The sequence below is a fragment of the Embleya sp. NPDC050493 genome (assembly GCF_044458105.1).
GTDB lineage: Bacteria > Actinomycetota > Actinomycetes > Streptomycetales > Streptomycetaceae > Embleya.
In genome coordinates, this window is sequence record NZ_JBITHP010000001.1 from 265,403 (window position 1) to 280,115 (window position 14,713).

9 protein-coding genes and 4 tRNA genes are annotated in these 14,713 nt (G+C 71.3%); 6 read left to right on the plus strand and 7 right to left on the minus strand.

Annotation, left to right across the window (positions count from 1 at the left end; translation table 11 throughout):
• Positions 1-13 precede the first annotated feature (13 nt).
• The 4 genes from ACIBM5_RS00950 to ACIBM5_RS00965 all read left to right on the plus strand — a co-directional run bounded on the left by ACIBM5_RS00950 (position 14) and on the right by ACIBM5_RS00965 (position 4,805).
• On the plus strand, positions 14-988 hold the full coding sequence (locus ACIBM5_RS00950) for a hypothetical protein (RefSeq protein WP_396004750.1): 975 nt from the start codon (positions 14-16) through the stop codon (positions 986-988).
• 265 nt (positions 989-1,253) lie between these two features.
• Complete coding sequence (locus tag ACIBM5_RS00955; protein WP_396004751.1) at positions 1,254-2,039, plus strand: helix-turn-helix domain-containing protein; 786 nt, start codon at positions 1,254-1,256, stop codon at positions 2,037-2,039.
• A 37-nt stretch (positions 2,040-2,076) separates the two neighbouring features.
• Entirely contained in the window at positions 2,077-2,997 is a 921-nt protein-coding gene (locus ACIBM5_RS00960; RefSeq protein ID WP_396004752.1) for a DMT family transporter, read from the plus strand.
• 524 nt (positions 2,998-3,521) lie between these two features.
• Positions 3,522-4,805 carry a M28 family peptidase gene (locus ACIBM5_RS00965; RefSeq protein WP_396004753.1) on the plus strand — a complete coding sequence of 428 codons (1,284 nt, stop codon included), beginning with the start codon at positions 3,522-3,524 and terminating at the stop codon, positions 4,803-4,805.
• 255 nt (positions 4,806-5,060) lie between these two features.
• On the opposite strand, the gene ACIBM5_RS00970 is transcribed toward ACIBM5_RS00965, so the two are convergent.
• The 7 genes from ACIBM5_RS00970 to ACIBM5_RS01000 all read right to left on the minus strand — a co-directional run bounded on the left by ACIBM5_RS00970 (position 5,061) and on the right by ACIBM5_RS01000 (position 11,412).
• On the minus strand, positions 5,061-7,502 hold the full coding sequence (locus ACIBM5_RS00970) for an endonuclease/exonuclease/phosphatase family protein (RefSeq protein ID WP_396004754.1): 2,442 nt from the start codon (positions 7,500-7,502) through the stop codon (positions 5,061-5,063).
• 341 nt (positions 7,503-7,843) lie between these two features.
• Positions 7,844-7,914 (minus strand) — tRNA-Cys (locus ACIBM5_RS00975).
• A 92-nt stretch (positions 7,915-8,006) separates the two neighbouring features.
• A tRNA-Cys gene (locus ACIBM5_RS00980) sits at positions 8,007-8,077 on the minus strand.
• An 89-nt stretch (positions 8,078-8,166) separates the two neighbouring features.
• Positions 8,167-8,237, minus strand: a tRNA-Cys gene (locus ACIBM5_RS00985).
• An 89-nt stretch (positions 8,238-8,326) separates the two neighbouring features.
• Positions 8,327-8,397 (minus strand) — tRNA-Cys (locus ACIBM5_RS00990).
• A 220-nt stretch (positions 8,398-8,617) separates the two neighbouring features.
• Positions 8,618-9,517, minus strand: coding sequence for a glutathione S-transferase C-terminal domain-containing protein (locus ACIBM5_RS00995; protein WP_396004755.1), 900 nt, complete (start codon positions 9,515-9,517; stop codon positions 8,618-8,620).
• Complete coding sequence (locus ACIBM5_RS01000) at positions 9,514-11,412, minus strand: FAD/NAD(P)-binding protein (protein ID WP_396004756.1); 1,899 nt, start codon at positions 11,410-11,412, stop codon at positions 9,514-9,516. The genes ACIBM5_RS00995 and ACIBM5_RS01000 overlap by 4 nt, the downstream gene beginning before the upstream one ends.
• A gap of 1,448 nt (positions 11,413-12,860) precedes the next feature.
• On the opposite strand from ACIBM5_RS01000, the gene ssuE reads away from it, so the two are divergent.
• Positions 12,861-13,505 (plus strand): NADPH-dependent FMN reductase, encoded by a 645-nt coding sequence (gene ssuE / locus ACIBM5_RS01005; RefSeq protein ID WP_396004757.1) that lies wholly within the window; start codon positions 12,861-12,863, stop codon positions 13,503-13,505.
• Between the two features lie 72 nt (positions 13,506-13,577).
• Positions 13,578-14,705, plus strand: a complete 1,128-nt coding sequence (locus ACIBM5_RS01010; protein ID WP_396004758.1) for an LLM class flavin-dependent oxidoreductase — start codon at positions 13,578-13,580, stop codon at positions 14,703-14,705.
• Positions 14,706-14,713: the final 8 nt, after the last annotated feature.

Below are 14,713 nucleotides of genomic sequence, written 5' to 3' on the forward strand. Positions count from 1 at the left end.
GGAAGATCTTGGGGTGGCTTATCCGGTGAATGTCGATGTCGTGCCGCTCGAGACCTATCCCGATCTGGATGAACTCCAGCGGCTCGGGGTCGGGGCGTTGCTGAGTGATGGGCTCGAGTCCGTGGAGGGGTTCGAGGAGGCGGATGGGGTCGGGGTGGACCTGGTGGACTATCGGGTCACGCCTCGGTCGGATGGGGCTGCGGTGTTGATGTCGGTGGATGCGCCGACGTTGGAGGCGGCCGAGCGGACGGCGCGGCAGATGGTGCTGGCGGTGCTGGAGGCCAGTGTGTTGCTCGCGGATTGGCGGGTGGTGCGCAGCGAGGTGCAGTTGCACGAGGAGTTGGTGTACGAGAGTTTGCTGGCGGCGGACGGGCCGGACGCTCCGGCGGGGGATCCGGCGTTGCGGGCGCGGCGGCCGATGCCCGAGGAGCGATTGCGGATCGAGCGGCAAGCCGCGGGGGTGCGGGCGTTCGGGCTGGATGCGTTCGGGTGTGAGCCGGACACCGCGCAGCCGGACGTGCCCGAGGAGAAGGCCCGGCTGGCGGCGGGGGCCGTGGCGGGCTCGGTCGGGGTGCTCGTGGATCTGCTGTTCACGGATCTGGTGAATCTTCGTGAGGCGGACGGGGCCTCGTTTTTCGTGTTGGATGCGTTGCCGATTCTGGAGGAGGGGTTCGTCCGGCGGTTCGTGGTGGCTGCCGTCACGGTCACCGGGCGGCTCGGTGGGAACGAGTGGGCGCCGCCCGCGTGCTTTGCGGAGGAGATGGCCTTGCGGTTGTTGGTGGATCAGGCGGCGTCGCTGTTGGAGCGGCACGGGTTGTACGACGACGATGTCGAGGCGGCGTTCGTGACGTTCAGCGATGCGGCGTCGGACGATCCGGAGTCGGTGGAGTTGCGGTTGTCGGACCCCGGGCCGGAGGAGTGGTTCGAGCCGATCGTGCCGGGGCGGCCGGTGCATGGTTATTTGAGAGCGCATCGACATGAGTGGTGAGGTTGCGCCGGGTGGCGCGGGTGCGTTGGGTGGCACCGGCGCGGTCGGTGGTACGGATGGCGCGGGTGCATGGGGTGGCACGGGCGCGGTGGGTGGCAGGGGTGGCGCATGTGGCCCAGTGGGCGCAAGTGGTCCAGGTGGGTCGAGTGGGTCGAGTGGGCGTCAAGCTCCCCGCGCCGACCTCCGGGCGCGGCCCGATCGTGGGCGTGGTGAGTCCGCTGTTTGGACGCGTGTGTATGGGGTCGAGGACACGCCTCTCGATCTGATGACCGCGCGGTTTCGGCGGCATCGGTATGCGCCGCACGCGCACGAGGAGTACGCGATCGGGGTGTGTGTCGAGGGGGTCGAGCAGATCGGCTACCGCGGCGCGGTGCATCGGTCCGGGCCCGGGACCATCGTGGTCGCCGAGCCGGGCGAGACGCACACCGGCGGGCCCGGTATCCCCGAGGGGTACGCCTACCGGGTCTTCTACCCCTCCGCCGCCTTGGTCGGCGAGGACCTGCCCGGCCTCGCCCCGCACTTCCCGTCGCTGCTCGTGGCCGACCCGGGGCTCGCCGCCGAGATGGTCGCCGTACACATGCACCTGACCGCAGGCGGCGACGCGTTCGAGGGCGAGTCCCGTGTCGTGGAGGTGCTGCGGGCGCTCGTCGGGCGGTACGCGGTACGGGCCAGGGCCGAGCGGCACGGCTCGCCGGACGCAGCCCGGGTGGCCCGCGCGGTTCGCGAACGGCTCGCCGACCAACTCGTGAGCCCGCCCTCGCTGAGCGAGTTGTCGGCCGGGATCGGGCTGTCCCGCTACCAGACGCTGCGTGCGTTCCGCGACGCGGTCGGGCTGCCCCCGTACGCCTGGCTCGCCCAGTACCGGGTCGCCCGCGCCAAGGTGCTGCTCGCCGCGGGGATGACGCCGGCCGAGGCGGCGCTCGCGGTCGGGTTCGCGGATCAGGCGCATCTGGGGCGATGGTTTCGCCGCGTGCTGGGGGTGACCCCCGCCGGCTACCGCAGCAGCGTGCTGCGCAACAACGTTCTAGACCGATCGGCCTCGCGTGACTGATCATCCTCTTCGATCAAGAGATTGAGGGGACACGGCCGTGAGTCGTCGTGGGGCGTTGTTGTTCGCGTGCATGTGTGTGATCTGGGGCATCCCGTACCTGCTGATCAAGGTCGCGGTGGACGAGGTGTCGCCGGGTGTGCTGGTGTTCGTGCGTACCGGGCTGGGGGCCCTGCTGCTGTTGCCGTTCGCGTTGCGGGGTGCGGGCCTGCGCGGGTTGGGGCCGTACAAGTGGCCGCTGCTGGTGTTCGCGGTGACCGAGTTCGTGGGGCCGTGGTGGATGCTCTCGGATGCCGAGCGGCGGTTGTCGAGTTCGACGACGGGGTTGTTGATCGCGTCGGTGCCGATCTTCGGGGCGGTGCTCGTGTACCTGACCGGCGGTAGCGAACGCATGGGTGCGGTGCGCTGGGTCGGGCTGGCGATCGGGTTCGGTGGGGTTGCGGTGCTGGCCGGGCCCACGCTCGGCGGCGGAGATCCGTGGGCGGCGCTCGAGGTGCTCGCGACGGCCCTGTGCTACGCGGGGGCGGCGCTGGTGGCGGAGCGCAGGCTCAAGGACGTGCCGAGTCTGCCGATGACGGTGGTGTGTCTGGGCTTCACCGCGCTGGTGTACATACCGCTGGCCGCCGTGCAGTGGCCTTCGCACGTGCCGGGCGGAAAGGCGCTCGGCGCGATGGGTGTCCTGGCGCTGGTGTGCACCGCGATCGCGATGGTGATCTTCTTCGAATTGGTGCGCGAGGTGGGTGCGGCGCGGGCGACGGTGATCACGTACGTCAACCCGGCGGTCGCGGTGGCGGCGGGGGTATTGATCCTGGACGAGAACTTCACGCTCGCGATCGGGGCGTCGTTCGTGCTGATCCTGGGCGGTGCGGTACTGGCCACGCGCAGGAACGCGACCCCGGTCGCGGTGGTCGACGAGGTCACGGACCTGCCGGGGGCGGTCGACGCACCCGAGCGTTGCTAGAGCTGTCTTCAATCCCGCACCGAGTACCGCGACGCCCGGCTCCGTATCGCGACGCTCGGCACTGCACCTCGCCGCCCCAGGCGAACCACCCGAAGAGAACCACTATGCGAGTGTTCTTCCGGTACGCCGATGCACGGCACCGGACGCCGCCGAGCCCGACGCGGGATTGAAGCCAGGAGGCCTAAAGGCTGCGCCCGGCCCCGACTCACGACGCGCCGAGCCCTGCGTGCCCCGACCCGGCGCGCCCCGAGCAAACCGTGCCCCGAGCAGACGTGCCCCGGGCCGACCGTGCCCCGGGCCGACCGTGGCCCCAACCCACAACGCGCCCAGCCCAGCGAGCCCCGAGGCCGGCGCGCCGCACCGCGCCCCCGGCCCACCGCCACGAGACCAACGCACCCCGACCCACCACCCAGGCCAACCGCCACGAGCCCGACGCCCAAGCCCGACCCCCAACCCGACTACGCCGGTAACAAACGGGTGCGGCAGGGCGGACACGGCGGCGGTGGGCGTGGCATCGTGGCGAGATGACGAGTCGCGGGGGACACGGCGCACACGACGACACACACGACGACGCGCATCGGGGGAGCGGCCGCGGGAAGCGGTCGCGCCGACCGTCCGAGGCCGAACTGCGGGCCGTGATCGAGCCGTTGGCCCGGATCGAGCGGCTGCCCACCTCGGCCGGCGAGCGGGAGGCGGCGCAGCGGATCGCGGAGATGTTACGCGAACTCGGGGCCAAGGACGCCGTGGTCGAGGAGGAGCCGGCCTACGCCTCGTACGCCCGCCCGATCGGTACGCTCACCGCGATCGCGACGGTGGCCGGCCTGCTCGCCAGGCGTTCGCGGGTCGCGGCAACGCTCGTTGCCACCGCCGCCACCCTCGGCATCGCCGACGACATCTCCTATCGCGGCCAGTACGCCCGCCGCGCCCTCGGCGGCCGGCGGCGCAGCGCGTACAACGTGGTCGCCTCCGTCGGCGACCCGGACGCGGCGCGCACCCTCGTGGTGACGGCGCATCACGACGCGGCGCCCACGGGAGCGGTGTTCGACGAGCGGGCCGCGCGTTGGTTGGCCACCCGCTACCCGCACCTGCTGGACAAGGCGAGCGAGAACCCGCCGCTGTGGTGGCCGGTGGTCGCCGGCCCCGCCCTGATCGCACTCGGCGCGGCCACCGGGTCCAGGGGCGTGCGCCGCGTCGGGATCGGCCTCGCCGCGGCGAGTACGGCCGCGTTCACCCAGATCGGCCGCAGCCGCGCGGTCCCGGGCGCCAACGACAACCTGTCCGGGGTCGCCGTGCTGGTCGCGCTCGCCACCACCCTGCGCGACGAACCCGTGGACGGTGTGCGGGTGTTGCTCGTCTCGGCCGGTGCCGAGGAGGCGCTCCAGGAGGGCATTCGGGGCTTCGCCCGTCGCCACTTCCCCGAACTCGACCGCGAACGCACGTGGTTCCTCAACGTGGACACGGTCGGATCCGGCAATCTGGTCCTGCTGGAGGCCGAGGGACCGCTGCGCATGGAGCCCTATGACGTCCCGTTCAACAACCTGCTCTCCGAGTGCGCCACCCGCAACGACATCGCGGTGCTGACCGGCCTGCGCTCACGCAGCTCCACCGACGGCGTGGTGCCCAACCGGCACGGCTACCCGACGGCGACCCTGGTCTCGATCGACGACCAGAAGCTGATCCCGCACTACCACCTGCACACCGACCTGCCCGAACACGTCGACTACGACTGCGTCGCCGACGCCTGCGCCCTCGCCGAGGCCGCCGCACGGGCCCTGGCCCAGGCCGAACGACCCACCACTAACAGGTAGTTCGCAGCGAGGGCCCGGCCCTACCAACGCGGCCCGGCCCGACCAACCCGGCCCGGCCAACCTGGCCCGGCCGACCCCACCCAAACTGCCCGAACGACCTTCGCGCCCGACACCGAATCCGATGCCGGGCGCGAAGTGACGCTACGTCAAATCCGAGTCCGAGCCGAGACCGAAGTCAAGGGCAAGACCGAAGTCAAGGGCAAGGTCAAGGTCAAGGCCCGGGAACCGAAGTCAAGGCCGAGACAAAGTTCCCCCTCAGGCCCGCTCCATCAACTCCTCCCACAGCCGCTCCAGCAGATCCAGGAAGTCGTTGCCCGTGCTCGGGTGCACGCGCAGCACCTGCGGATCGTGATCGCTCGCCTGGTCCGCGAACGCCGCGTTCACGTGCACGATGTCGTACTCGAAACGGCTGATCCGCGGGCTGGTCAGGATGTGGTCGAGCATCTGGCTGTTGCCGTTGAACACGTACCCCCAACGCTCGTTCGCGGGCAACGTGTCGACCATGGTGCGCAGCGCCCCGCCGTCGGTGAGCGTCTGGAGCGTCGGCGAGAACGCGAAGTCGTTCAGGTCGCCGAGCACCACCAGGTTCGCCCTCGGGTCGGACTTCAGCAGTTCGTCCACGAAAGCGCGCAGCACCTTGGCCTGCGCCAGCCGCTGCACCTCCGAACTGCGCGTCGGCGGCTGGAATCGGCTGTCCAGCGCCTGGTCGCCGCCCTTGGAGGCGAAGTGGTTCGCGATCACGAACACCGTCTTGCCGCGGAAGCGGAACTCCGCCGCGAGCGGCTTGCGGCTGTTCTCCCACGCCGGGTCCGCGGGGGAGACCCGGCCCGGGGACTGGGTCAGTCGGGTACGCCCCAGCCAGTCCTTGCGCACACCCACCGCGCTGGTGGGACCGCCGCCGGGACGGTCCACGAACTCGACGCGCGTAGCGTCGAACAGGAACGCGTTACGGATATTGCCGCCCGGCTGACCGCCGTCCTTGCCGTCGACCGGCTCGATCGAGCGCCACGAATAGGCCGGTCCACCGGCCGCCTTGATCGCCGCGACCAATTTGTCCAGCGTCTGATCGGCCGCGACCACACCGTCGTTGGTCGGTCCGCTGTTGTCCTGGATCTCCTCCAGGGCTACCACGTCCGGCGTGGACAGGCTGGTGACGATGCCCTTCGCGAGCCGGTCGAACTTGGCCTGGGTGTCCTTGGGGGAGAGGTTCTCCACGTTGTACGTGGCGACCGCGAGTTCGCTGTTCTTCTGGTCCCGCGTCGTCTCCGGGGTCAGCGTGCCCTTGACCACCTTGCCCAGCGTGGTCGCGGCCAGCGAGTACCCGCCGAACTGGTCGTACGTGAGCGGGCCGAGGGTCTCGCCGGTGAGCGTGTCGCCGACGTTCGCCTGCGGGAACGGCTCCTGGGAGAACGGGATCAGCGACGCCACCTTGAGCCGGCCGCCGTTCTGCGCGTCGTACCCGCTGTACAGCGTGCCGCCCTGCGCGGTCGGGTTCTGCGTCGGCTCCAGGGTGACCCACAACTCGCCGTGCGAGGTGCTCGGGCCGACCACGCGCGATTCGCCTACGCGCGTCAACTGGCCTTCGAGCGACTCGTACAGGTCCAGCGCATACTTCGTCGGCTCCAGCGCGAGCGCCTCGATCGACGGCGTCCCGGTGGGTGCGTACGCGTCCGGCAGGGTGGCCGCGTCGAGCAACACCGGTGCGGGCAGCGCCTGGCCGGATGCTTCGATCACCCACGTGGCGCCGGTGACCTGGGTCAGCGACTGCCCGCCGATGGTCTCGCCGCCCGGGTAGAACTCCTCGACCTTGCCGGTCACCTTGACCGCGTCGCCGACCGCGACCTGCGGGGTGACCGCGCCGGTGAACACGAACAGCCCCTCGGACGTGCGGGGATCGTCGTCCGGACGGCTGTCCTGGAACCAGAAGCCGCGTGCGCTGCCGAAGCCGCGCACACCGGTCACCACACCCGGTACGCCGGTCACCCGGGTGCCGTTCTTCGGTGATATCCGAGTGCTGCCCTGGATTTCGTGGATGCGCGCGTTGGTCGGCTCCGGCTCGCCCGGACCCGGGTCGGTCGGACCCTGTCCACGCGCGTTGAGCGGCGTCGGCGCGCCCGCCGCGAAGTCCGCGGCGTTGTCGTCGGTGTCCGCGAGCGACGAAAGCCGAGCCACCGAAGCGGAGTTCGACGCTCCGGACGCCGGGCTGCCCTCGCGGACCACCGCGTCGCCGTAACCCGCGATGTCCACGACGCGGCCGTCGGCCAGGCAGTCCGCCGCGGTCAGGCACGTGAGCGGCGCGGTGCCGCGGACCAGCGCGACGGTGCCGCCGGTGCCGGACATGTTGATCGCACCCTGCGCGTCCGGTGCGGGCAGTGCGAGGGTGCCGCCGGCGCCCTTGGCCTCGCCGATCAGGTACCGGCCGCCGGGCGCAACCGCGCCGGTCAGCGCGGTGACCTGCCAGGTCGAGGTCGGCTTGGGCGCGGCCGGGAGGTACTGCACGCTCCAACCGTCGACCGCGACGGCGGCCGAACCCTTGTTCGCCAACTCGATGAAGTCGTTGGTCAGGCTCGCGCCGCTGTTGCCGCCGCCGCCGTACACCTCGGCGAGCAATACGTCCACGGCGGGCGCCGCAACGGCGGGAGCGGGCGCGATGACGAGCGCGCCGCCGGCGAGGGCGCCGGCCACGGTCGTGGCCACGACACCGATCCGTCGCCGCCGCGTACTCGGCACGGATCGTCGTCGAGACGATTGCTGACGGAATGTCACCCAGGGCCTCCGAAAAGCGAAAGGGACAGGTTCGGGACATTCTCGGGACTACGGGTGAACGGCGTCCATCCTTTGGGCGGCCCGAAGGGGACCAAGGTTCACCCGGCGCCCGAATCTTTTCCCGGGCGCGCCCACGCATCCCGCGCCCACGCATCCCGCGTCCACACACCGCCGCGCCCACGCATCCCCGCGCCCACGCGCAAGAGCCCCAGCGGGCGGGCGCGTACGGCCGGCATCGCCATACGCGCCCGCCCTGCCCTGCGCCAACTCGGAGATGGAGGCGGGATTCGAACCCGCGTACACGGTTTTGCGGACCGCTGCCTCGCCTCTCGGCCACTCCATCGCATCCCACCACCCGCATCCCGCCCGCCGATCGACCCGGAGTCGGGAACTCCGAGCCACCGGCCAACGGTTCGCGCCGTGCTTCCCCCTTCGAGGTGGAGACGGGATTCGAACCCGCGTGAACGGCTTTGCAGGCCGTTGCCTCGCCTCTCGGCCACTCCACCCTGTCCTGCCGCGTCCCGCCGGTCGCTTGCGCGAGGCGTTGCCTGCCCTCGCACGACGCGACCGGTGGCCCGCGTTGCTTCCCCCTTCGAGGTGGAGACGGGATTCGAACCCGCGTGAACGGCTTTGCAGGCCGTTGCCTCGCCTCTCGGCCACTCCACCCTGCCTTGCCGCGTCCCGCCGGTCGCTTGCGCGAGGCGTTGCCTGCCCTCGCACGACGCGACCGGTGGCCCGCGTTGCTTCCCCCTTCGAGGTGGAGACGGGATTCGAACCCGCGTGAACGGCTTTGCAGGCCGTTGCCTCGCCTCTCGGCCACTCCACCAAGCCGGGCCGTAAGCCCGGTCGGTCCATCCATCCGCTCGTGTTCGGCGGTACGTCCCTGCCCCCGCGGGGATGCGCCGCGGGCCCCCTCCGCCCGGCGGCGCACCCCCCTCTCCGGTCCCGCACCCCGGGATCCCCGGCGCGCGCACGCGTCCCAACGTGCGGCGCATCCCGCAGGACCGACGCCGACCCGACCCCGCGTCGGATCGGCGGGCCGAGGATCAGCCGAGCGCCGCCCGGTCCTGCGGCGCCGCCCACTGCTCTGCGGTCGGGGAGGCCGGCGACTCGGGGAACCGACGCAGCCCGTTCTCCGCCTGCACCGCGAGATCGGTGGTCTCGCGGAACTCCGGTCGCGAGTACAGGTCTCGCGCGTACGCCCACAGGTTGGGGTAGTCCACCAGAGTGCGACCGTCCTGGGTGATCGCGGCCCGGTAGATCTGCGGGAAACGCAGCAGCTTCACCCAGAACCGGATGTCCGAGATCGTCAGCCGATCCCCGAACAGGTAGCGCTTGTCGGCCAGATGCGCATCCGAGCGCTCCAGCGTATTGATCGTCTCGCCCTCCTCGGACGTCCACAGGCCGCCCTTGCGCGCGGCGGTCGCGAAGTCCGTGTCGGTGATGTCGATCGCCTCGCGCAGGTCCTCGGGATACAGGTCCGGTGCGTGCTCGCCGACCGCTTCGGCAAAGCTCGTGGCCAAATTGTTCGCGATGGCGTCGAACGCGTTCGACACGATGCGACCGCCGGAGCGATCCCACAGGGTCGGCACCGAAATGTGCCCCGCATACCCCGGCTCCGTCGCCTCGTACGCCTCCCGCAGCAGGGTGAACCCGTTCACCGGGTCCGGGCCGAACCGCTCCCGGAACGCCCAACCCCGGGCATCGCGTTCCTCGTCCACATACGACGCGCCGACGATGTCGGTGAGACCGCGCGCATGTCGCACGATCGCCGTGATGTGCGCCCACGGGCAGCCGTGCGACAGATACAGGTGGTATCGCCCGGCCTCCTCCGGGAATTCGGGGTCACCGATCAGACCGGTGAACGGATACTGCGGATCGGTGACGGCATACGGACCGTACGTGTCGACATCGACGGGGCTCGCGTAGCCGAGCTGAATGGTCACCGGGTGGCTCCTGTCACAAGTTCCGGCCGATCGAGAGCACGATCGGCAGCGGGTGCAATGTCCCGCAGATGATTCAGCACGCTCCGCACCAACGCGTCGTTGACCCGGAACGCGGGCGCGTCGAAGCGGGGCCGGGAGAACCCCGCGCTCCCGGCGCCGCCCGCCACACCGTGGCCGACCGCGAACCGGCTCGGATGCGCTGCGCCGTGCACGTCCAGCACCCGACGGTCGCCCGGACGCGAGTTCAGCCGTCCCGCCGAATCCGTGCCCGCCTCGCCGCGCGCGGCCAGCCGGCGCAACAGCGCGTCCCGGGTGCGCTCCAGCGACGGATCGGGCAGCCGGGCCTCCACCAGCGCGCGGGCATGCACCCGTACGCCCGGCAGACTCGGACTGCTCGCCCGCCAGTCGCCCACCTCGTCGTCGCCGACTATCTCGACGTCCTCACCGAGGAACCGGATCACCCCGGCCCGGGCCAACGCGAGCAACTCCTCCAGGCGCGGCCCCGGCGGCCCACTGGCCAGATAGCTGAAGAAGCCCAGCAGCCGGGCCGGGTCCGGAACCGGATCACCCGCGTCCTGAAGCCGAAGCACCACCCCGTACACGCTCAACAGCGCGTGTATCACCGCCAGATCCTGGCTGTACGCGGGATCGTGCCGGCGAGTCAGGTCGGCCTCGATGTGGGCGTGCATCCACTCCTGGAGCGCCTCCTGGTCGGCGAACGGCCGCCCCTGCACCGGCCGGTCCAACAGCGCCCGATCGAACCGGTCGGCCGGATCCGGCACCGCGCGTGCGACCAACTCGCTCGGATCGGCGGCTGCCGCGAACTCCGCGTCGAACTCGGCCCATTCCATCGTGGTGCGCTCGCGGTGCGCGGTGAACAGCCGGTGATAGTGCGCACCGGCCAACTCCTTGCCGATCAACGGCCAGACATCCACCGCCGCACGCGCTGCCTCGACCGTGAAGTGCCGTGGCAGTGGCGGCCGTTCACCCGTCCACGGGTACCCCGTCTTGGAGCGGTAGGGGACACCGCGACGCGAGGCCGCCAGCAGCAGCGGCTCGCGCCCGGAGGCCCGATAGCGCAGCACCCCCGCCGCGTCCCGCTCGAACGTGCCCCCGCGACCGTGGCTCAACCGCACCATCAGGTCGACGAACGCCAACCCGATACCGCGCACCAGCACCGGCTCTCCAGGGCGCAGCACATCCAGATCCAGGTCTGCGGTGTACCCGGTCGGGATGTACGCGAGCCCGTGCCGGCGGGCGAACCTGATCTGCTCGCGTTCCTTCGGTGTCGGCTCGGCGTCCAGGTGCCCCTGAGCCAGAATCACCGCGTCCACCTGGAGCGGTGGCCGCCGCCCGGCCAACTGCACCCGCTGCCGGCGCGGCCCGTCGGAGATGTCCACGACTGTCGTCTGATGCACGATCACCCGCACGTTGGCCGGCGCCCCTTCGACTGCGGTGCGGAAGAACCAGGCCAGATAGGCGCTGAGCAACGGCCGGGACGGGAACGAGGTCGGTCCACACGCGGCCAACTCCGCCGCAAACGGCTCCAGTTCCGCGACGCCCCGACCCTCGCGCAGCTCGTGGGCGCGCGCCGCGGCCCACTCGGCCAGCGAGGGCCCCGGCCGGATCGGCCCCTCGATCGTGGACACCTCGTCGGTGAACAGCGTGATGTCGGCGGCCGAGGAGTTGGCCCACAGCAGCGACGACTGGGCCCGCCGCCACACCCGACCCGCACCCGGCGGGTAGGGGTCGACGACGTGTACGTGCAGCGGACGGTCACCGAGCAACTCGGGCACGTTGGCCAGGAGGCGTTCGAGGACGGACGCGCCGCCGGGTCCCGCGCCGACGATGCAGACGGCGACGGGGCGGAGGCGGCCGGACGGATGGTCGGGCATGGCTCTCCCCTCGTGGGGGTACGGCGGAAGACGCGAACCGATCACCCGGCGTCCGGATGCGCATTCGCATTCGCATTCGCATTCATATGCGGATGCGGACACGTACACAGATACGCCGAGATGATGGTTCAGCGGGTGGAAAGGGCCTTACGCCACAAGGCCGGGTGCGCGATCCGGACGGAAGTCCGGGATTCCCCGGTGCGCGGGTCGACGCGGAAAACCGGATCGACGTACGGGACCGGGGGGCGCGGCGGCGAGATCAGCCGCGGGTACGACACAGCCCGCCGGCCACACGACACAGGTCGATGGGGCGGCACGACACGAGGAAGAGGTCGGGGCTCACGACGTCGACGCTACGGAGCCGCCTGACGAGTTGTCAACGTCGAACCGACGCGGTCGTCTTCGAGCAATTGACCGAGCACCGCCCGGCGGGTTAGGTTCCGGAACATCTCGCCGTGGCGCTCCGCCACGGCCCAGCGAGGGGATCCCGGTGGCGCAGCACGCGCGACACAGCGACGGGGCGGTCATGTCCGCCGCCGGTTGGCTGCTGTCCGCCCGCCTCCACATCGATCTCGGCCGCGTCACCAGCGCCGCCTGTTGTAGCTGACCCAAGCGCGCGGCCCAGGCCGCGCCGTCGGCGTTCCCTCGATCGGGGCCGAACCGCCGAGCCCGGCCATGCCACGCGTACCCGGTACGTCACCGCACCCGGACCGACCGTTCGCCGACCGCCTGCCGCATCCGACCGCTAGGCCGGTGGGAGCGGCCGGTGGGAGCGATCTCCCCGTCGAGCGGGCCCCCCTCGAACGCCCCGATCACGCCCGCCCGATCGTCGTGGACGGCCCTCCATTGGCCTGAATTCGCCGCCGGGATCGACGGGCCCGAGGAGATCGAGGAGGCCGAGCCGAGCCGACGGCGGTGAGGAGGGGGAGACCTCCCGTCGAAGTCGCCTCCCTTCGCGGCCGATCGCCCCGGCAACCCTGCGCTGCACGCAAACCACACGACCCACACGACCCACACGACCCACACGACCCACACGACCCACACGACCCACACGACCTACCGGCGCCATCGGCCCACTCGGCATTACCAGCTTGTCACCGATGACACCACCCCTAGGCAACCCCTGAACAACCCCTGATCACTCCACCGAAACCGCAGTTGGACCCACGGAAACCCCAATCGAGCCCGCACCAAACCCAATCGAGCCCGCACCAACCCCAATAGGACCCGTACGAACCCTCGAAGTGCCCCTCGAAACCCCAGAAGGGCCCGTACGAACCCCCGAAGAGCCTGCCGCAACCCCAGGAAGGGCCCGCGGAGAACCCCAGCAGAACCCGACGCATCCCCAGAACCGGCAGAACCCGGCGCAACCCGCAGAACCGGCAAACAGCAGAACCCGCAGCACCGACAGAACCACCACCCGAACCACCCCCGAACCGAGGTAACCCATGGCAACCGTCCTGACCGTATGGGGCAGCCCCTCCGCGACCTCCCGCACCGGCGTCGTCGCCCGCCACGTTGCCGCCCGGTTGGCCGCCGACGGACACGACGTATCCACCCTCGCCGTGCGCGACCTGCCCGCGCAGGCACTGCTGCACGCCGACTTCGCCGATCCCCACCTGCGCGCCGCACTGGCCCGGGTCGCCGAGGCCGACGCCCTGGTGATCGCCAGCCCGGTGTACAAGGCCGCCTACAGCGGCGTGCTCAAGACGTTCCTGGACGTGCTCCCGCAGTTCGCGCTGCGCGGCAAGGAGATCCTGCCGGTGCTCACCGGCGGCACCCCCGCGCATGTCCTGGCACTCGACTACGCGCTGCGCCCGGTGCTCACCTCGCTCGGCGCCGACCACGTCGCACAGGGCTGGTTCGTCCACGAGCGGTTCGTCTCCGTCGAAGGCGGGATCGAAGCCCGGAACGGAATCGATGCCCAGGGCGGGCCCGATGCCCAGGATGGGATCACGGCCCAGGTCGGGATCACGGCCGCCCAGGTCGGGATCAAAGCCCTGGGCGGGATCGAAGCCGAAGGCATCGCGCCGCTGGACGAGCTCGCCGACGCGTTCTCCGCGCGGCTGCGCCGCCTGGCCGCCGTCGCCTGACCCGCGCCGGTCGGCGCACCCGCCCGCCGACCCGGCCGGGGGCCGACCCACCCGTACGACAAGGGAGTTCGCATGACCACCGGCCACCTCCACCTCGGTGTCGCGCTCGACGGCGCCGGCCGCCACCCCGCCGCGTGGCGCTCGCCGCACGCCCGTCCCGCAGAGTTGTTCGATCCGCGCTACTGGGTCGAGCTGGCCCGCACCGCCGAACGCGGCCTGCTCGACTTCGTCCGACTCGACGACTCGCTCGGCCCACCGTCGGCCCGGATACCGGGCCGCCTCGACGCGGTCTCGGTGGCCGCGCGGCTCGCCCCGGCGACCGGCTCGATCGGCCTGATCCCCGCCGCGACCACCACCCACACCGAGCCGTTCCACGTATCCACCTCGATCGCCACCCTCGACCACGTCAGCCGAGGCCGCGCCGGCTGGTGGCCGCAGCCCTCCCGTACCGCCGCCGAGGCCCGGCACTTCGGCCGCAAACCGGTTGCCCCCGCCGGTGAACTCGCCGACGAACAGGCCGAATTCGTCGACGTGGTCGGCCGGCTGTGGGACAGCTGGGAAGACGACGCGATCATCCGCGACGTGGCCACGAGCCGATTCCTGGACCGGAACAAGCTGCACTACGTGGACTTCGAGGGCACCTACTTCGACGTCCGCGGCCCCTCCATCACACCGCGCCCACCGCAGGGCCGGCCGGTGATCGGGATCACCGTGGACGGCCCCGACACGCTGGAGATCGCCGCCCGCTTCGCCGACGTGCTCTTCGTCGACGCGTCCGGGCCGGACGAGGCCCGCCGACTGCGCGAGCGCGCGCACGCCATCGCCGAAGGCAACGACCGCGACCCCGGCGAACTGCGGGTACTCGCCGAGATCACCGTGTACCTGGCCGCCACCGACTCGGATGCGCGTCGCGAACGCAGCCTCCTGGACGCACGATCCGACGTGCCGGTCCCCGGCGGGCTCGGCTTCACCGGCACCCCCGAGGCCCTCGCGGACCGCCTGGCCGGCTGGTACGTCGGCGGCGCGGTCGACGGCTTCACACTGATCCCGGGCGTACTGCCCTACGACCTCGACCGGATCGTCGAGGACCTGGTGCCGATCCTGCGCGAACGCGGCCTGGCCCGAGAGGCGTACACCGCCGACACCCTGCGCGGACACCTCGGCCTGTCGCTGCCCGCCAACCGCTACGCCCGGACCTGAGGAGAGGC